This is a genomic window from Stenotrophomonas sp. LMG 10879, from assembly GCF_002750935.1.
Taxonomy (GTDB): Bacteria; Pseudomonadota; Gammaproteobacteria; order Xanthomonadales; family Xanthomonadaceae; genus Stenotrophomonas; species Stenotrophomonas lactitubi_B.
Genome location: NZ_PEJT01000012.1, coordinates 95639 through 113322, shown reverse-complemented (window position 1 = coordinate 113322; position 17684 = coordinate 95639). Strand labels below are relative to the sequence as shown.

The 17684-nt window shown below is 63.9% G+C and carries 15 protein-coding genes; 6 read left to right on the top strand and 9 right to left on the bottom strand.

The genetic code is table 11. From position 1 onward, the window contains the following. Window positions 1-113: 113 nt before the first annotated feature. Window positions 114-2312 carry a TonB-dependent receptor gene (locus tag CR919_RS17445; RefSeq protein ID WP_243380298.1) on the top strand — a complete coding sequence of 733 codons (2199 nt, stop codon included), beginning with the start codon at window positions 114-116 and terminating at the stop codon, window positions 2310-2312. A gap of 96 nt (window positions 2313-2408) precedes the next feature. On the opposite strand, the gene CR919_RS17440 is transcribed toward CR919_RS17445, so the two are convergent. Beyond that, window positions 2409-3029, bottom strand: coding sequence for a LysE/ArgO family amino acid transporter (locus CR919_RS17440; protein ID WP_099821084.1), 621 nt, complete (start codon window positions 3027-3029; stop codon window positions 2409-2411). 104 nt (window positions 3030-3133) lie between these two features. On the opposite strand from CR919_RS17440, the gene CR919_RS17435 reads away from it, so the two are divergent. The 5 genes from CR919_RS17435 (at window position 3134) to CR919_RS17415 (ending at window position 8817) form a co-directional block, all read left to right on the top strand. Further along, window positions 3134-4027, top strand: a complete 894-nt coding sequence (locus tag CR919_RS17435) for a LysR family transcriptional regulator ArgP (protein WP_099821083.1) — start codon at window positions 3134-3136, stop codon at window positions 4025-4027. Window positions 4028-4138: 111 nt separating this feature from the next. Beyond that, on the top strand, window positions 4139-5515 hold the full coding sequence (locus CR919_RS17430) for a TolC family protein (RefSeq protein ID WP_207761049.1): 1377 nt from the start codon (window positions 4139-4141) through the stop codon (window positions 5513-5515). Continuing rightward, window positions 5508-6521 (top strand): efflux RND transporter periplasmic adaptor subunit, encoded by a 1014-nt coding sequence (locus CR919_RS17425; protein WP_099821081.1) that lies wholly within the window; start codon window positions 5508-5510, stop codon window positions 6519-6521. The genes CR919_RS17430 and CR919_RS17425 overlap by 8 nt, the downstream gene beginning before the upstream one ends. Next, window positions 6506-7693: an ABC transporter permease gene (locus tag CR919_RS17420; RefSeq protein WP_099821080.1), complete on the top strand. Its 1188-nt coding sequence runs from the start codon at window positions 6506-6508 to the stop codon at window positions 7691-7693. The genes CR919_RS17425 and CR919_RS17420 overlap by 16 nt, the downstream gene beginning before the upstream one ends. After that, window positions 7690-8817 carry an ABC transporter permease gene (locus CR919_RS17415; protein ID WP_099821079.1) on the top strand — a complete coding sequence of 376 codons (1128 nt, stop codon included), beginning with the start codon at window positions 7690-7692 and terminating at the stop codon, window positions 8815-8817. Before CR919_RS17420 ends, CR919_RS17415 begins: the two co-directional genes overlap by 4 nt. A gap of 46 nt (window positions 8818-8863) precedes the next feature. On the opposite strand, the gene CR919_RS17410 is transcribed toward CR919_RS17415, so the two are convergent. From CR919_RS17410 to CR919_RS21450, 8 genes are all read right to left on the bottom strand, one after another. Next, window positions 8864-10180, bottom strand: coding sequence for a hypothetical protein (locus tag CR919_RS17410; protein ID WP_207761048.1), 1317 nt, complete (start codon window positions 10178-10180; stop codon window positions 8864-8866). Between the two features lie 190 nt (window positions 10181-10370). Next, entirely contained in the window at window positions 10371-10739 is a 369-nt protein-coding gene (locus tag CR919_RS17405) for a glycine zipper 2TM domain-containing protein (protein ID WP_099821078.1), read from the bottom strand. A gap of 154 nt (window positions 10740-10893) precedes the next feature. Next, window positions 10894-13116, bottom strand: coding sequence for a methyl-accepting chemotaxis protein (locus CR919_RS17400; protein ID WP_099821077.1), 2223 nt, complete (start codon window positions 13114-13116; stop codon window positions 10894-10896). Between the two features lie 165 nt (window positions 13117-13281). Then, window positions 13282-13929 (bottom strand): hypothetical protein, encoded by a 648-nt coding sequence (locus tag CR919_RS17395; protein ID WP_343124863.1) that lies wholly within the window; start codon window positions 13927-13929, stop codon window positions 13282-13284. Between the two features lie 285 nt (window positions 13930-14214). Next, on the bottom strand, window positions 14215-14856 hold the full coding sequence (locus tag CR919_RS17390; protein WP_133119636.1) for a hypothetical protein: 642 nt from the start codon (window positions 14854-14856) through the stop codon (window positions 14215-14217). A gap of 451 nt (window positions 14857-15307) precedes the next feature. Then, entirely contained in the window at window positions 15308-15793 is a 486-nt protein-coding gene (locus CR919_RS17385) for a hypothetical protein (RefSeq protein WP_099821075.1), read from the bottom strand. After that, window positions 15793-16704, bottom strand: coding sequence for a hypothetical protein (locus tag CR919_RS21290; protein WP_207761047.1), 912 nt, complete (start codon window positions 16702-16704; stop codon window positions 15793-15795). Before CR919_RS21290 ends, CR919_RS17385 begins: the two co-directional genes overlap by 1 nt. Before the next feature lie 90 nt (window positions 16705-16794). After that, complete coding sequence (locus tag CR919_RS21450; RefSeq protein ID WP_279324059.1) at window positions 16795-17094, bottom strand: VENN motif pre-toxin domain-containing protein; 300 nt, start codon at window positions 17092-17094, stop codon at window positions 16795-16797. Window positions 17095-17684: the final 590 nt, after the last annotated feature.

The following is a 17684-nucleotide window of genomic DNA, read 5'->3' as shown; positions in this document are numbered from 1 at the left end:
GGCAATGACCGGCGGCTCTCCCGGCCGCCCCCTCTACGCATCGTTTCGATACCTGGCCGCGGGAGGGCCTGCTGCGACCGGCTTTCGCACCACGACAAAGGAACTGCACGACAATGCAACGATCTTCGTCCTCCCCGACAACGGTACGCGCCCGCGCCAGCGTATGGTTCACCATCGGCTGTCTGACAGGATCAACGACCGCTGCAGCCGCTCCGCCTCTGACACCCGCACCTCCGATCACGGCCGATCTGGATGCAGTACAGGTCCAGGCCGAGCGCTACGACGCTCGCCGTGACGACACCGCCAGCCGCATTGTGGTGGACCGCGATACGTTGCAGCGACACGGCGACACCGACCTGCTGGAGGCACTCAAGCGATTGCCCGGTGTCAGCGTTTCAGGCGGCGCGCCGGGCCGCCCAGGCACCGTGTCACTGCGCGGCCTGGGCGCGGGCTACACGCAGATCCTGTTGAACGGCCAACGCGCACCCGCCGGTTTCAGCCTGGACTCACTGGCCACCGATCTGATCGAGCGCGTCGAAATCCTGCGCGCGCCCTCCGTTGATCAGGGCATGGGTGCCATCGCCGGCACACTCAACATCGTCACCCGTGCACCGGTTGCAAAGGACACTCAACGGCTGACGGTTTCATGGGCCGATACCCAAGGGCGCATGACCCCGTCAGCAAGCTGGCGGCAGAGCCGTGCCAACCTCGACCGCGATTTTTCGCTGACCGCTACGGCGACCGCCCGCGCATTCCTGGTCGAGGAACACGGCAGCGAAGACGCTTGGGATGGTGTTGATGCGCCGTTGCTGCATCGACAATCGCGCCTGCGTGCCACCGGCCGACGCGACAGCGTCTCGCTCTCGCCTTCACTGACGTTCAGAGCCAGCGATGACACGACCCTTTCGCTGCAGGCCTTGGTGGATGCTTCCGACTTTCGTCGTGACATGTACATCGATTGGGACACGCTGCTGGGCCCGGCGCTACGCACTCCGCATTATCGGCAGCGCACGCGCCTGCGCCTTGACCAGGGTCAGGTCAGCGCAGAGTGGGAGAAGAAACTGCAGGATGGAGGTAGCCTGAACCTGCGTCTGGCCGTGGACGGAAACCGGGAAGACTACCGCTTTCGCGAACAGGGGCAGGACAAGGCACAGCAGGACAATCTTTTCGATCGCACCGATGCGCAGCTGCACGTGCTGGGCGGCACCACCCGCGTGCAGTGGACCCTCCCGGCGCGGGGGCGCCATACGCTGCAGGTCGGTGCCGAAAGCAGCATGGACTCACGCCGCGAATCCCGAGTACAGCAGCTGCACTCTTCCCCCAGCGAACAATCAACGGTCAGCGACCTTTCGTTCGATGCGCGCCTGCAGCGCCTGGCGCTGTACGCGCAGGATGAGTTTCCGTTGGGAGCGCACAGTGCCCTCTACATCGGCGGCCGCTGGGAACAACTGCAGACCCGCAGCGAAGGGCGTAACTTCGCCACGATGCGCCACAGCACCAGCGTGTTCACGCCCGTTCTGCAGGGCCTGTGGAAGCGTGCGAAGGGCAAGGACCAGCTGCGGGTCTCATTGAGCCGCAGCTTCCGCGCACCGGCGCTGCGCTCACTGGTCCCGCGCCCGTACACATCCACCAACAACCGCCCACTGAACCCCGACGAGATCGGCAATCCAGCGCTGCGTCCGGAACTGGCGTGGGGTCTGGATGCGGCCTGGGAAATCCACGGCCGTGACGGTACACAAGGGAGCGTCGGCGGCTACTTGCGCCGCATCGACGCACCGATCCGCAATGAAACGGTACTACGTGACGGGCGCTGGGTATCGACACCGGTCAATGGTACCCGCGCCATTGCCTGGGGCATCGAAATGGATGGCAGGATGCCGCTGGCACGTCTGTTCCGCAGAGGGCCGAATATCGAGCTGCGCGGCAACGCCACCTGGAACCACTCCCGGGTCAGGGATCTTCCCGGACCTGACAATCGGATAGAAGACCAGGTGCCATTCACCGCCAGTGCATCGCTCGATTACCGCATTTCATCGCGGTGGAGCAGTGGCCTGGCGTACACTCATCGCAGCGGAGGCAGAATACGCTACAGCCTGAGCGAGCTGGACATCACGTCCTACCGACGCGAACTTGAGGCCTGGGCACAGTACGCAACGGAAAGGCGCGGCAAGCTGCGCTTGACCGCCTCGAATCTGTTGGCACAGGACATCGAGACCGGCCAGTGGCGTTTCGACGAAGGCGGATCGCAGGTGCTTCGCAACACCCGACGTTCTGTCCCCAGTCTTCGCCTGCAATGGGAGCTCTCGCTGTGATTGGCATATGCACGGAGTACAACTCAAGCGCGCTATACCCGGCCGCGTGAGACGTATCGGTGAATCGCACACGCAACAGCGGCATGCGTCACGCACTCATGGCGATAATGGGCGCAACAGCAGCAGCGTGGCGAGGCAGAACATGAAGACTGCCACGCCTGCATCCAGCACCCGCCAGGCGTCTGGCCTGCGGAATACAGGCTGCAACAGGCGCGCGCCATAGCCCAGCGTGCAGAACCAGGCCACGCTGGCCACGCAGGCGCCCCCCGCGAACGCCCAGCGCAGCTCACCCGGATAGCGCGTGGACAGGCTGCCCAGCAGCACCATCGTATCCAGGTAGACGTGCGGGTTGAGCAGGGTGAAGGCCAGGCAGGCCAGCAGCACCTGCCGCCGGCTGCCACCACTGGCATCGGCCGCGGCCAGCGCGCTGCCACCGCGCCATGCGCGCAGCCCGGCCTGCAGGCCATAGCACAGCAGGAAGGCGGCCCCGCCGAAGCGCAGCACCTGCAACAGCAGCGGCCATTGCAGCACCAGCGCCCCCATGCCGCCCACGCCGGCCAGGATCAGCGCAATGTCCGTGCCCATGCAGGCCAGCACCACCATGCCCACGTAGCGCCGCTGCAGCCCCTGCCGCAGCACGAAGGCGTTCTGGGCACCAATGGCGATGATCAGGCCAGCCCCCGCAAACAGGCCGGCCAAGGCCGCAGCAATCCACATCCGACGCTCTCCACCGTGAAAGGAGGCGCAGGGTGCGACGAACTGACCCGTTAAGGCCAGCTGGTTTTTCTTTATCCTGTGCAGAAAAACTGAAGAGGCACCGCGTGGACCTGGTACATCCGCAGTTGAGCGCCTTCACCGCGGTGCTCGAAGAAGGCAGCTTCGAGGCCGCCGCACGCCGTCTGTCGATCAGCCCGTCGGCGTTGTCGCAACGGATCAAGGCGCTTGAGGACCGGCTGGGCCAGGTGCTGGTGGTGCGGCAGGCGCCGTGCCGGCCTACCGCTGCCGGTGAAGTGCTACTGCGGCGGGTGCGGCCGATGCAGACGCTGCAGGCCGAAGCGCTGGCCGAACTGCTGCCGGAACGCGGCAGCGATGCCATCCGCACGCCGATCCCGCTGGCGGTCAACGACGATTCGCTGGATACCTGGTTCGTCGCCGCCATCGCCGAACTGCACCAGCGCCACGGCTACCTGTTCGACCTGCGCATGGACGACCAGGACCACACCCTGGAACTGCTGCGCAACGGCAGCGTGCTGGGCGCGGTCACCGCCGAACGCACCCCCCTGAAGGGCTGCAACGTGCATCCGCTGGGCGCGATGCGTTACCACGCCATTGCCGCACCGGTCTTTGCGCGGCGCCACTTCAGCAAGGGCATGCAGGCCGACGCGTTGGCGTCGGCGCCGATGATCGTGTTCAACCGCAAGGATGAACTGCAATGGCGCTTCCTGCGCAGGCTGACCCGCGCACGCCTGCAACCGCCCGTACACTACCTGCCCTCCTCCACCGGCTTCGTCGATGCTGCCGCGCGTGGACTCGGCTGGTGCCTTGCTCCGGAGGCCCTGGTTACGCCAGCGGTACAGGCCGGGCAGGTGGTGGTGCTGGAACCTCGTCGCTGGCTCGACGTACCCTTGTTCTGGCAGCATGCCGCCGTGCGATCGAGCACGCTGCAGCACATCACCCAGGCGCTGCGCACCGCCGCTGGCAACACCCTACGTTGAAAAGAGCATGATCCAGACTACCGCAGACCCCGGCTTCACGCCCGGACCACTACCGTTTGCCCACTTCTTCACTACAGGAACGGCATGCGCCTGAGCTGCCCACGGACAAGGATGCACCGCGCACTCAGCGCTGCCGGTTTGGCCCTGCTGGCCAGCCTGCCGCTGGCTGCGGCGGCGCAGACCAGCGCGCCTCCCGCACTGGAATGGGAACAGGCGCGGCAGCGGCTGGAACAGGTCTCCGACGCACTGGCCGCTGCGGATGCCGGCGTGCGCAACAAGGAAGAACTGCAGGAAGCCACTCGCCTGCTGCGCCTGCCGGAAATCACCGGTGAAGTGCGCCGCCTCCAGTTCCAGAAGACACTGACCCTGCCGCTGGGCTCGCTGGCACCGGTGGCCGAGGCCTTTGGCATCGACTCGCCGCTGTCGTTCACCGAACGCGACTGGCGCACGCGGCCGGTGGTCACTGCAGTGCTGCCGTTGTACACCGGCGGCCTGATTCCCGCCGCGCAGCGTGCTGCCGGTGCGGCCAGCGAACAGGCCAGCGCCGAGCGCGAAGCGCAGCGGCAGTCGTTGACCGTGCAACTGGCGCAGGCCTACTTCGGCCAGCGCCTGGCCGAACAGGCCGTAGTCGTACGCCGCGATGTGCGCGATGGTTTGAACCGCCACCTGTCCGATGCCGAAAAGCTGGAACGCGAAGGCTTCGCTACCCGCGCGCAGCGCCTGCAGGCTACCGTCGCCCGCGACAAGGCCGAGCGCGAATACCAGAAGACGCTCAATGACCTGGCCACGCTGAAGGCTGCACTGGCCACCCTGCTGCGCAGTGGCGGCGATGTGCAGCCGCTGTCACCGCTGTTCGTGCAGCGCGCGCCTCTGGAACCGGTCGCCAGCTTCGAGCGCACCGCACAGGCACGGCAGCCCCAGATCGCGCGCCTGCGGGCGATCGTCGCGCAGGCCGAACAGGGCGTGCGCGTGCAGCAGGCCAAGCTCAAGCCGACGATATTCCTGTTCGGCCAGTACGACTTCCGGCGCCGCGACGAAATGCTGACCGATCCGGACTGGGCGTTCGGCATCGGCCTGAAGTACACCTTCCTGTCGCCGAACTCGCGACCGGCACAGATCAGCGCCGCACGCGCGCAGCAGGAGCAGGCCGAGGCCGGCCTGCGCGAGGCCGAGAACCAGGTCGCACTGGGTGTGCGCAAGGCTTGGAATGAGCTGGAAACCGCACGCCAGCAGTTCGTGCTGCTGGACAGCAGCATCGCCCAGGCCGACGAGAACCTGCGCCTGCAGGAGCTGGCCTTCCGCGAAGGCCAGGCCACCTCGCTGGACGTGATCGATGCGCGGCTCGGCCTCGGCGGCGCCCGCGTCGAACGTGCGCAGGCGGCCTACCAATACGATATCGCCTTGGCCCAGTTGCTTGAGGTGAGTGGACAGATGGACCGCTTCGAAGACCATCGGCGGCGTGCAGACGAGGTGATCGATCATGAATGATGTGTTGCACGACGAAGCAACGACGCCCCCCGGCAAGCGCCGGCTGGGGCCGATTCTGCTGGTGGTGCTGCTGGTAGCAGTGGTGCTGGGCCTATGGCTGGCCTGGCGCAGCCCCGCCGACCAGATCCAGGGCATGGCCGACGCCGACACCCTCAACGTGTCGGCCAAGATCACTGCGCGCGTGGCCGAACTGAAGGTGCGCGAGGGTGATCGCGTGCAGGCCGGACAAGTACTGTTCCTGCTCGACAGCCCCGAAGTCGCAGCCAAGGAACAGCAGGCGCACGGCGCGCTGGCCGCGGCGCAGGCGGTGGCCGACAAGGCCAACGACGGCGCACGCAGCGAAGACATCCGCGCGGCCGAAGCCAACTGGAAGCGCGCCGAAGCCGGCGCCACCCTCGCCGAAGCCACCTACCGGCGCGTGCAGAACCTGTTCAACGAAGGGGTGATGACCCGGCAGAAGCGCGACGAAGCCGCTGCCCAGGCCACCAGCTCGCGCGAACTGGCCCGCGCCGCCCGCGCTCAGTACGACATGGCATTGGCCGGTGCGCGCGAGCAGGACAAGCGTGCCGCGCAGGGCCAGGTGCAGCAGGCCCAGGGCGCGGTGGCGGAGGTCAACGCTGCACGCGTTGAAGTGGAGGGTCGCGCGCCGGTGGCCGGCGAGATCAACAAGCGCATGGCCGACCCGGGCGAACTGGTACCGGCCGGGTACCCGGTGTTCACCCTGGTCGACATCGACCGCATGTGGGTGTCGATGAACCTGCGCGAATCGCAGATGCAGGGCCTGAAGGTCGGCAGCAAGCTGCAGGGCAGCGTGCCGGCGCTCGGCAAGGACGGCGAGTTCGAGGTCTACTTCATCAATCCCGCGGGCGACTACGCCAGCTGGCGCACCACCCGCCAGTCATCGGGCTATGACGTGCGCAGCTTCGAAGTGCGGGTGCGCCCGGTACGCCGCATCGAGGGCTTCCGCCCCGGCATGAGCGTGCTGTTCGCATGGCCGCAGCACTGAATACCGACCGCGGCGGCTTCGGCGGCTCATGGCAGCGCGAACTACGCCGGTTGCGCAGCAACCGTGCAGACCTGGCGCTGGTCACCGTGCTGCCGCTGTTGATGTTGGTGGTGATGGCCTGGATGTTCTCCGCATCGGTAATGCGCGATGTGCCGATTGCCGTGGTCGACCTGGACCACAGCAGCGACAGCCGCCTGCTGCTGCGCATGCTCGATGCCAGCCCCGGTGTGCGCATCGCCAGCCAACCGGCGGGCATGGAGGAGGCGCGCGCGCAGCTGCGCCGGCTGGAGGTGTTTGCGGTGGTGCTGGTGCCGCGCGATGTGACCCGCCAGGCGCTGCGCGGCAGGCAGGGCACGGTGTTTTCCTATTACAACGCCACCTACATGACCACCGGCCAGTCCGCTGCGCGTGATATCGGCGATGCGGTGTCGGCATGGAACGCGCGGCTGCTGCGCGAACGCATCGGCCTGCAGGTCGGGCCGGGCAAGCTGCGTGCCGCGCCCATCGCGGTGCAGTCGGACATCCTGTTCAATCCGGCCCGCAGCTACGAGCTGTTCCTGCTGCCACTGATCTTCCCGGCGGTACTGTCGCTGGTACTGGCGCTGGCGGTGGCCGGCAGCCTCGGCCGCGAAATCCGCGACGGCACCCTGCCCGCCTGGTTGGGCCAGACGCCGTGGTCGGCCATTGCCGGCAAGGTGCTGCCCTACGTGCTGCTGTTCTCGCTGTATGGCGCGCTGGGCGCGGCTTACCTGGCCTGGCTGCGCGGCGACGGCATCGCCGGCAGCGTGGTTCTGCTGCTGCTCGCACAACCCCTGCTCTACTTCGCCACCGCGGCCTATGCCCTGTTCTTCGTCGGCGTCACCCGCGACATGGGCACGGCCCTGTCCGCCGTGGGCCTGAGCATCGGCACCGCGCTGGCCTTTTCCAGCGCCACGTTCCCCGTGATCGACGCGCCGTTGTTCACCCGCGTCTGGCACCTGCTGCTGCCACTCAGCGCCTACATCAAGCTGCAGACCCAGCAGCAGTTCATCGGCTCGCCGTTGGTGGTGTCGCTGTGGCCGCTGGCCACGCTGCTGCTGATGATCCTGGTCGCCGGTGGCATCGGTGGCTGGCGCCTGCTGGTGTTCGCGCGCACGCCGCAGGCCGCGCAACCCGCCGGGGTTGGCGCATGAGCCGGATCTGGCAGAGCCTGCGGCAGACCCTGCTGGCCGTGCTCTGCGACCGCTACGCGATCGTGGTGATGGTCGGCGCGGTGATTCTGTACTCGTTCTTCTACCCCGCCGCCTATCGCCACCAGGTGGCTGGCAACCTGCCCGTGCTGGTGGTCGATGAAGACCACAGCGCGACCAGCCGCGAACTGCTGCGCAAGCTCGATTCGCTGCGCGTGGCCCATGTGGTCGGGCAACCGGCCGACCTGCAGCAAGCGCGTGCACAGCTGGAGGCCGGTCATGCCGAAGGCATCGTGCTGATCCCGGCCAACCTGGAGCGCGACATCCTGCGTGGCCATCCGGCCAAGCTGGTACTGCTCGGCAACGGCGCCTATCTCGGTCGCGCCAGCTGGGTGCTGGGCAGCGTGGCGGATGCACTGGGCGCGTTCGGCCGCGAAGCCGCAGTCACCCAGGCCGCGTTCATGGGCGCGCCACAGGCGCCACCGATCACTCTCGTGCAGCGGCCGTTGTTCAACACGCAGGAAGGCTATGGCAGCGCGATCGTGCCCGGCGTGGCCGAACTGATCGTGCACCAGACGCTGCTGATGGGCATCGGCGTCCTGCTCGGCGGTCGCCGGCTGGTGCTGGGCCGGCGCCTGCGGTTCGACCTGCCCACCCTGACCGGCATGGCCCTCGGCTTCGGCCTGATCGGGCTGTTCGGGCTGTTCTGGTACGCCGGCTTCACCGCCTGGGTGCAGGACTATCCGCGTGGTGGCAACCCGCTCGGGCAACTGCTGGGCGGTACGCTGTTCATCGCTGCCACGGTAGCGTTCGGCCTGTTCGTCGGCAGCTTCTTCCGCACCCGCGAACGCGCCTTCCAGTACATCATCGCCACCTCCATCCTGCTGTTCTTCCTGGCCAGCCTGTCCTGGCCGGCGGTGATGACCCCGCGCCCGCTGGTGTGGCTGGCGCAGCTGCTGCCGACCACCTCCGGCATCAACCTGATGGTGCGCCTCAACCAGATGGACGCCAGCCTGGCCGAGGTCAGCCACGAGCTGATCACCCTGGCCGTGCTGCTGGTGCTGTACAGCGCCCTCGCCCTCTGGCGCCTGCACGGCAAAAAGGGGACGGAGGGGATCAAGTCGTAACCGGCGCGGGAGGGGAGAAACCGACTGGATCCCCTCCGTTCCCTTTTTACGGCTCCGGCGCGTACCAGAACGGGATGTTGTATTCGCGGCGGCGGCTGGGGCCACGTTCGCCGCCGTCGGCGTTCCAGACCAGTCGCAGGTCATGCCTGCCCGGTTTCAGGTCCGCCATCGGCAGGTAGCCCACCAGCCCGCGCATGTCCAGGTCGCGGCGCTCCATCGGCACGAACTCATGCAGGTCGACCTTGCCGCCATCGAGCTGCACCGTCCACAGCAGTGCCATGCAGTTCACCGCTGCCGTCGCCGCCTGTGCACCCTGCGCTTCGTTGCGGGCACCACCGGCACAGCGCTGCCGCGCCACCGGATTGTCACGCTGCGGACGGTGCGGAATGAACAGCCGCAACCGCGATGCACTAATGGTATCGGCCGGAATCATCGGATAGGGCAGCAGCTGGTCATGCGCCGAGCGCAGCGATTCGTAGTGCGCGCCAAGCATGCCGTGGTCCACCGCTTCTTCGGTCATCACGCTGTAGCGGTTGAACAGCGAGAACTTCATCGAGCCGTACACCTGCAGGGCAGCGAGCACCATCGCCAGCATTACCGCCGATATATAGATCACGGTGAACGAGCGGCCGCGCAGGTTGCTCTGCAGGGTCCACTGCATGGTCTGCAGCAGGCGCAGCATCGGTACCCGCTGCAGACCCGCCAGCACCGACTGCAGCCGCTTCTCCTGCCGTGCGGTGTCCAGGCCCCGCGCGTGGCGCCGCGCGATCGACTTCTCCAGCAGCATCGGCACCATCGCCAGCCCAAGCAGGCCAACCATCAGTACTGCGACAATCGCCAGCGTGATGCGATCGACATCGCCGAAGGCGGCACCGATGGCCATCGCCACGCCGAGCGAGACGATCGCCACCACCAGCGTGCCGGCCAGGGTCTGCACGCACAGCAGCGTGCTCGAGAACAGCATGGTGGCAAGCCGGTCCGCACGTTCGATGGTGCCGTCGAGCCCGCCGTCGCGTTGCTTCAGGAACGCGCGTGAGAACGGCCCCAGCATCGTCAGTCGATCCCAGTCGATGCCGTTGGGGAAGTGCGATTTCAGACCGATCAGGCCGATCCAGTAGCCGCGCACCGCCAGGTGGATGATCAAGGCCACCGCCAGCACGTAGCACATGCCCACGCCGATGCTGAAGGCGAACCACAGCGCCTGGAAATAGACCCCTTCGGTATGCAGGCTGCTGCGCGCCCACGCGTCGAACAGATAGCCCGGCACGGCCAGCAGTGCGAAGGCGAGCAGGCCGGAAATGAACAGCTCCAGCTCGTCGGTGCGGTCGCGCACGCGGGAGTAGCTGGCTGTCGTGCGAGGCACTGCATCGGCAACATCGGACGGTTCCCGTCGGTCTACAGCACTCGACTCGTTCACTGGCGATTCATCCCTGGAGGTCGGCGCAGTATAGGCATGCGCCCTGCTTCACGGAACGGGACCGGAAACGAAGAACGCCGGCACAGGGCCGGCGTTCGGGGTACAGCAGTGTGGAAGGGGTTATCGCGTGGACGGATCAGCGGTAGACGCGCTCACAACGGCGCTCGACCACACGGTCGCCGGTCTTCTGCTGGTGGTTGCCCTGGATCTGCCGGCCGGCCGCGCCGCCCGCTACGGCACCGGCAACCGTCGCCAGTTTCTTGCCGTTGCCGCCGCCTACCTGGTTGCCCAGCAGGCCACCGACCACGGCGCCCGTAGCGGTGCCGGTGATGCGGTTGGGATCGCGGGTATTGCGCTGCACTTCCACGTTCTTGCAGACCACGCGGCTGCCATCGTTGAACTTGCGGCCTTCATCACGCGGGCCGTAATTCTGTGCGCCAGCAACGGACGACGCCGTCAGCAGGGTGCCCAGCACCATCAATCGGGTCGAGGTCTTCATGGCCATCTCCTGTGCTCCGGTATGGCGCAAGTGTCTGCCTGCGGGTGGCAACTGCAGGTGAAATCCGCGTCTGCGGGGGTTGAGCGGCCACCATCGGTTCAGGAAACAAAAATGCGCCCATCGCGACCAGCATCGCGATGGGCGCCGTCTCCCACCCGGCTTAGAACTCTTCCCACCCACCCGTGTTGGCAGCGAGCGACGGCGCGATGCGCGGCGGCACGCCGGTCACGCGACGCACCGGCGGCACGCTTGCAGCGACCGCTGCCAACATCGGCCGGACCGCTGCCGCCGCCACCGAAGCCCCGGTGCGGAACACCGACACCGCCTCGGCCAGCAGGTTGGCCTGTTCCTCCATCGAACGTGCTGCCGCGCTGGCCTCTTCCACCAGCGCAGCATTCTGCTGGGTGGTTTCGTCCATCTGCATCACGGTCTGGTTGACCTGCTCGATACCCGAGCTCTGCTCCTGCGAGGCCGCCGAGATCTCGGCCATGATGTCGGTCACCCGCTGCACCGACGCGACGATCTCGCCCATCGTCGTGCCCGCCTGACGCACCAGCGCCGAGCCGTCGGATACCTTGCCCACCGACTCTTCGATCAGGCCCTTGATCTCCTTGGCCGCACCCGCCGAGCGCTGAGCCAGCGTGCGCACCTCGCTGGCCACCACGGCAAAGCCCCTGCCCTGCTCACCCGCGCGCGCCGCTTCCACCGCGGCGTTGAGCGCCAGGATGTTGGTCTGGAAGGCGATGCCATCAATCACACTGATGATCTCGGCGATCTTCTTCGACGACGCTTCGATGGCCGTCATGGTGGTCACCACCTGGCCGACCACCTCGCCGCCCTGCGAGGCCACCCCATGTGCACCGATGGCCAACTGGTTGGCCTGGCGCGCGTGTTCGGCGTTCTGTTTCACCGTGGAGGTCAGTTCCTCCATCGACGCTGCCGTCTCTTCCAGATTGGCCGCCTGCTGCTCGGTACGCCGCGACAGATCGGTATTGCCCGAGGCGATTTCCCCCGCCGCCAGATTGATGCTGGATGCACTGGCCTGGATGCGGCCGACGATCTGGGTCAGCTGTTCGACGGTGGCATTGCAGTCGTCGCGCATGCGCGCGAAGACACCGTGGAAATCGCCCTGCATGCGTACGGTCAAATCGCCGCGCGAGATGGCCTGCAGCAGGCTAGACACCTGCACCAGGTTCCCATCGGTGGTCTGCATCAACCGGTTGAGGCCGGTCACCATCTCGCCGAAATCATGCTCGAAGCGAGTTTCGTCGCCACGCAGGCTGAAGTCACCGGCGGCAGCAGCTGTTGCCAGCCGGCGGATCTCGCCGTTGATGGCCGACAGGCTGGACTTGGTCTCGTCCATGGCCTGGGTGATCGCCGCTTTTTCGCCCGGCAGGCGATCCATGTCCACCGACAGGTCGCCGCGTGCGTAGTGCTTCATCACTTCGATCAGGCGGTTCTGTACCTGCACGTGCGAACCCACCAGTGCGTTGGTGTCATGCACCATCCGCCCGTAGTCGCCTGGGAAGGCGCTCTCGTCCATGCGATAGCCCAGGCTGCCGTCATCATGCTGCCGCGCCATCTCGCCCTGCGCCGCCATCACCGCCTGCAACTGCCCCTGCATGCGCTGCATGGACTTCAGCAACTGGGTCACCTCGTCATTGCCCGAGGCATCGATGACGTTGTCCAGGCGACCGTTGGCGATGCCATCGGCCAGCTTCACCGCACCCGCCAAGGGGCGGGTCAGGCTGCGGGTGATCGCCCACGCAGCCAGTGCACCGAGGATCAGGCTGAGCACACCGAAGGCGATGGACAGGGTTCCCGTCCACGCTTCCGTGGCGCGGTATTCCTCACGGCTGCGTTCGGTCAAGGCCTCCTGGTGCCGCAGCAGGCTGGAGATCGCTCCGTTCCAGGCCGTGGCCAGACCGTGCTCGGCCAGCAGCTCGGTGGCTGCACCATCGTAGTCGCCCGCCTTCATCCGCTCGTGCAGTTGCTGGGTGGAGACGTCGGTAGCCTTGCGTGCCGCCGCGATCTGCGCCACCAGCGTATCGCCGGTGGCATCGCGGGGAATCTTGACGTACTTGTCCCAGATGCCGTCGTAGGTGCGACTCAGTTCCTGCGCCCGCTGGTAATCCTTGTCGAACTCCTCGCCGCGCTTGATCACCATCAGGCGACGATGCATCAGCACCGCGTTGTTGGTATCAAGCATGTCGTTCAACAACCGCATCTTGACCATGTTCACGCCCACCACTTTCTCGAACTGGGCGGACTTCAGATGGTTTCCGTACAACACCAGGCCGACGATGGCCATGATGAACAGCAACAGCAGACCGAAGCCGGCAGAAAGCCGGGATCCCACACGGAGGTTGCGTAAGGCGAGCATCTCAATTCCCTTGATCGTGGCCCTATATCGGTGGCGGCACGACCCGAGGAAACTTTAAGCACATTTATTGAAACAACGTTGTATCAACATAAATGCGTTCAAGCAGAATCCCCGCCTGAGGACGTCCTTCCCTTCCCACGGTCCAGTCAGGTCCGTGGTGGGGAATCAGCCACGCAAGCCGAGAACAGTATGGCGGGTAAAGAACCGCATTTTTCCCTCGACCGTGAAATCGGCACGTCTGATTTCGACCAGCAGTTGCTCGCGCTGTGCTTCGTCCAACGTGCAAGGCTCCAGAACATTGGCATCCAGCACCTTACCCGGTGGCGTCAGACGTAGCTCGACAATGCAGACGTTGCCGTCCGCTGGAACACCCGCCGGCCACGCCGTCATCGCGATCGCACGCAGCTCCTCCTCGTACGCCTCCCTCTCCGCATATTCGAGATCCGGGTCGGGCCGGTTCGCTGGCAGATGCACTGAAGACTGCATGGGGGTCTCCTTCGGCATCGAACGAACCGCCAGATTGATAAGGGTGTTCTGTGAGGCCGTTACAGCCAAGGCGATCACCAGAGCGGTATAGCTGACACCACCGGCCTTCTGCAGTTCCGCGTGCCGCCTGTGCGCGCCTCCATGCCCAGCAATAACCTTGCGAACAATCCTCCGGCAATGAGACAGATACAGGGAATTCGCCAGGATTCCAGCAAGCACGCGGCAGACCACGAAGCCGACTGCCGCCAACCATGGCAGACCCATCAAGGTGAACGTGGTCATCGCCAAAGGCGGAACGATGAACCAGATCGTGCCCCATACAGGCATGCGTCGAAAGAAGAACCACAATGATGAAAACAGGAATGCCGGCCAATGCCATCGTCTCGGCGCCCTGCCGGCAGCGTCGTCCAGCCTCCATAACCGGCAATAGGTAGAGAACCGGTCCCCAACCACAGTCGCCAGTGCACTCTTTTCACATGGTTCGTGGGCGACCGAGACAGACTCTCGCTCCGCCCCCCCCGGCTCTACCGAAAGTGGGCTCGATCTTCATCTGCACTGATTCTTCATCCAAAAACAAGACACATTGATAATCGCTCGAAAGGCTGCAGAAGGTCAGCGAGCTTCCGGCACTTGGGTTTTCGGCGCGTAGACGACACTGAGGTAGTACTGCTGACCGCGAGCCTCGGAGACAATCGTCTCAGTGAGGGTGATCGTCGTATCACCACTCACCCATTCGGTCAGCAGCACCGCAGGCTTGTCGCGCGGACGCGCAGACGTCTCGCTCACCCTTTCAGGCCGGCCATGCCGTTCTGCCAGCACCTTCTTGACCCGGTTGTACCTGAACTCCGCACCTTTACCAGCCTTGATCTGCTCGTTGGTTACCGTCGCGGCGCGAGCGAGATAGATAGCGCTCAGCGGCCCCTCGATTCCGCGAAGACCGAAGAACGCCACGAAGGAGATTCCGTCGATGGTGTAATCCTCGATGTAAGGGCCGCAGGCTCTCGCGTATCGCTTCAGTTCCGGCTCTTCCTGCTGTTCCTCGGGGCAGGCTCGCGTAGCCAAGCGCTCGCCCAGTGCTTCTTTCAGCCGGGCCTGGGTTGCGCCCCAGGCGACGCCCTCGAAGCCGGATTCGGCAGCCAGCGCGGGATGTGGAGTGAGTGCCAGACTCGCTATGGCGATAGTTGTCGCCAACGTCAAGTTACTGCAGAAAGCACGCCGAGCATGGCCGCGATGGTTGAGCGCGTTACTGGACACTTGAACCCTCCACTGGCAAACAATTCAGACACACCCTTTGACATACATCATTGAAAGCACTTGATCAGCAGATTCAGGATTCCCCTCAACATACCTGGAGAACGCCATAGACAAATATGTGGAAAAATCTTCATCACTGACAATAACCACGTCGGGTTCGCACAGAATTCCATATGAAAACCCTACGCTACAGAAGTGATCATCCGCGCAAAAGCTGTTCAAATTCTGGAAACTACAGTCAACATCATCAGGCCAAAATCCACAACGTTTCGTCAGACACTTCAGCATCTGCACGAACACACCAGCCCATAGATCCAATCCAAACATGTAAATACGACCCAATCAGGATCATTCCGATCCGCCCACAACCCGAACAATTGATCACTCACGACTGCATTCAACCCACTTTACTGCCACCTGGCAGGAAAGCGCTCAGGCAAGCAGAATTCAGCTACTCACATCTATGCAAGCGACTCCGAACTACTTCGAGCCCTGGTAAAGACGCAATGGCATCTTCATCGAGGGCATGAAAACCATCATCCCATCGATATATTATTCCACTACCCCAAAAAACCATCACAAGCCGAAGCAGAAGAATTTCATCCAAATCGTTACCGCCATCATCCAACTCAAAAACAAGCAGCAGCTCACCAGACCCCTTTATCAGCGGAAAGACCCCTTGACCTTTTAAATACTCCTCGAGAGGAGCGCCCCGCAATATTTCAACCCTGATCCAAGGCGCGTCCCCTTGCACCAAACTCCACTCGCTATTAATTTCCCACTTATTAACTTTAAGATCAAGAAAACTACATTCATCAAGACTCTCATCATCCTGAAAGTAGGACACGGGAAAATCACCCCATGCCTGGTCAATCAAGAACTTTCTCTCGGGCAACTTCATGCCACCCTTCAAAACAACAATAAATTTGGTTCCCATCACATATTTCCTGTTTCTTGCAGGCGCCTTAGCCCCTTCTCAGCGTTTCTGACAAGCTGATCCCTTGCAGATTTTGGCAATCGCCTGAACGCCTTGTCTATCTGAGGAGCCAAGGGCAATGATAGATCCGGACGGAAGTCTACGAACGAGTCCTTTCCGCCTCCTGACTGGATCTGAAGCTTACCATTCGGCTCGATATCGACCCGAAGCATCCTTTTACGACCATTTATGACAGCCTCTACAGGCTGACCGATCGTTTCGCTGGCCTTGATTGTTCCACTATTGGTGGAGACGGAAACACTATCGCTTCTAGGAGACTCCCCCACGCGCCTTCTGCTCGAAGCGCTGCTCTTCTGGCCGCCCTCACCAACCGGGTTAATTCCCAAGCGGCCCGTCACAGGCAGCAAACCCGTCTTTCCCGCAGCCGTTGCCCCGGCAATCAGCGCGATGTTCCCCGCAGTCATGGTGAGCGCATATCGATCATCGTCGCTCAGCCCTACAAGGCTGCCGAACAGGTAGCTTCCGCTCGCCAGAGGGCTACCGACCAAGGCATCCATCAGCGCAAAATCACGCCGCTGCCTCATCACCGTTGGCAGGAGATCTTCAGAGCGCCATACCTCCAAGCCGGACCTGATGACAGCCTTGTTGAAGATTGCCTCGTTTTCGCTATCAGCTCTCCAAATGTTCTTTTCGAAGAACGAAAAGTTCTCATCAGTGAACTTCTGCTTATCACGCGAAAGTCCCGAGTAAGGGAATTCGCTTGCCTCGCGAATACCCCCACTGACGAGGGCAATCGCCGCATCCGTGCCGTTCTGCTGGGCATATGCCCCCAGATAAAGCTCCAGATTGTGCTGCTGCACGACAGAAAGAGGCTGGCCGCCGGCAAGCATATTCAGCAGACCATCACTCATATGATCCCCACCGTCGAGATAAATAAGCTCCGCGGATTCCTGTGGCGTCAGTTTTCCCTTCTTAGACTTCTCACGTAGATCTGCCAGCCGCTACTGATCGTTCTTCCCGAGGAAATTATTCTCAACAGAATTCTTGGCAATCCCAGCATTCAATGCGATTCCGGCCAGATCCTGTCCCGACAACCCACCCGCCAGTGCACCCACCGCCTGCGACAGCGCCAGAACTGTTTCCCTTTCCTGTGGGCTCAGCTTCGAGGGATCCCCGCCGAATAGCTTGTCCGTCAGGAACTTCGCTGCCAACTCACCACCACCGGCCGCAAGCGCCCCGCTCCCCGCCGAGCCACCATTGGCCTCAGCCAACAACGCGCCCAGCAGCGCGTGCGACAGCATCTGCATGGCCTCACTGGGCACAGCGCTCTGCTTGTTCGGGTCGAACGTCTTGCCGATCAGTTCTGCCGCATACGGTGCCAGCGCGTTGGAACCGAGCTGGCCCAGCCCCTGCCCGGACATGCCTCCCACCAGAGCGGTGGTTACCGCGCCAAGCGCGCGGCCATAGACGCCGTCAGGAGCCCACTTCTGCTGCGTGACCAATGCCTCGGGGTATGACGGATCAAACACTTTCAGGCGATTGAACTGCTCGTCCGAAGAAAGCTCATCAAATACCCGCCTTTCTTCAACGCTCAGCCCTTCCCGATACTTGTCGGTGATCCTGTTCGCGCCCGCACTGCCAATGTCGTTGGCAATCTGCTGGCTCGTGTAAACCACCGTCCTTATCGCTCCCGCCATCGCCTGCTGGTCCGCCAGCAGCTTGCTGGCATCCGGCAATGCCTCCAGCGCGCGATGTGCGGCACTGGCATCGGTGTTGATGCCCAGCTCCGCCGCCGTGGTCTGCTTGCCGCCGATGGTGATGTTGCCTTCAGTCAACGTTGCAAGCGTGGAGCTGCTGTCGCTGCCGCGCTCCGACATCGGCATGCCCGGGC

What these genes read in the sequence shown, in the direction of transcription:
- CR919_RS17425 (WP_099821081.1), top strand. Translation starts at nt 5,508, where the DNA reads ATGAATGATGTGTTGCACGACGAAGCAACGACGCCCCCCGGCAAGCGC.
- CR919_RS17395 (WP_343124863.1), bottom strand. Translation starts at nt 13,929, where the DNA reads ATGCCTGTATGGGGCACGATCTGGTTCATCGTTCCGCCTTTGGCGATG.
- CR919_RS17430 (WP_207761049.1), top strand. Translation starts at nt 4,139, where the DNA reads ATGCACCGCGCACTCAGCGCTGCCGGTTTGGCCCTGCTGGCCAGCCTG.
- CR919_RS17440 (WP_099821084.1), bottom strand. Translation starts at nt 3,029, where the DNA reads ATGTGGATTGCTGCGGCCTTGGCCGGCCTGTTTGCGGGGGCTGGCCTG.
- CR919_RS17405 (WP_099821078.1), bottom strand. Translation starts at nt 10,739, where the DNA reads ATGGCCATGAAGACCTCGACCCGATTGATGGTGCTGGGCACCCTGCTG.
- CR919_RS17385 (WP_099821075.1), bottom strand. Translation starts at nt 15,793, where the DNA reads ATGGGAACCAAATTTATTGTTGTTTTGAAGGGTGGCATGAAGTTGCCC.
- CR919_RS21450 (WP_279324059.1), bottom strand. Translation starts at nt 17,094, where the DNA reads ATGCTGTCGCACGCGCTGCTGGGCGCGTTGTTGGCTGAGGCCAATGGT.
- CR919_RS17420 (WP_099821080.1), top strand. Translation starts at nt 6,506, where the DNA reads ATGGCCGCAGCACTGAATACCGACCGCGGCGGCTTCGGCGGCTCATGG.
- CR919_RS17445 (WP_243380298.1), top strand. Translation starts at nt 114, where the DNA reads ATGCAACGATCTTCGTCCTCCCCGACAACGGTACGCGCCCGCGCCAGC.
- CR919_RS17415 (WP_099821079.1), top strand. Translation starts at nt 7,690, where the DNA reads ATGAGCCGGATCTGGCAGAGCCTGCGGCAGACCCTGCTGGCCGTGCTC.
- CR919_RS21290 (WP_207761047.1), bottom strand. Translation starts at nt 16,704, where the DNA reads ATGAGTGATGGTCTGCTGAATATGCTTGCCGGCGGCCAGCCTCTTTCT.
- CR919_RS17400 (WP_099821077.1), bottom strand. Translation starts at nt 13,116, where the DNA reads ATGCTCGCCTTACGCAACCTCCGTGTGGGATCCCGGCTTTCTGCCGGC.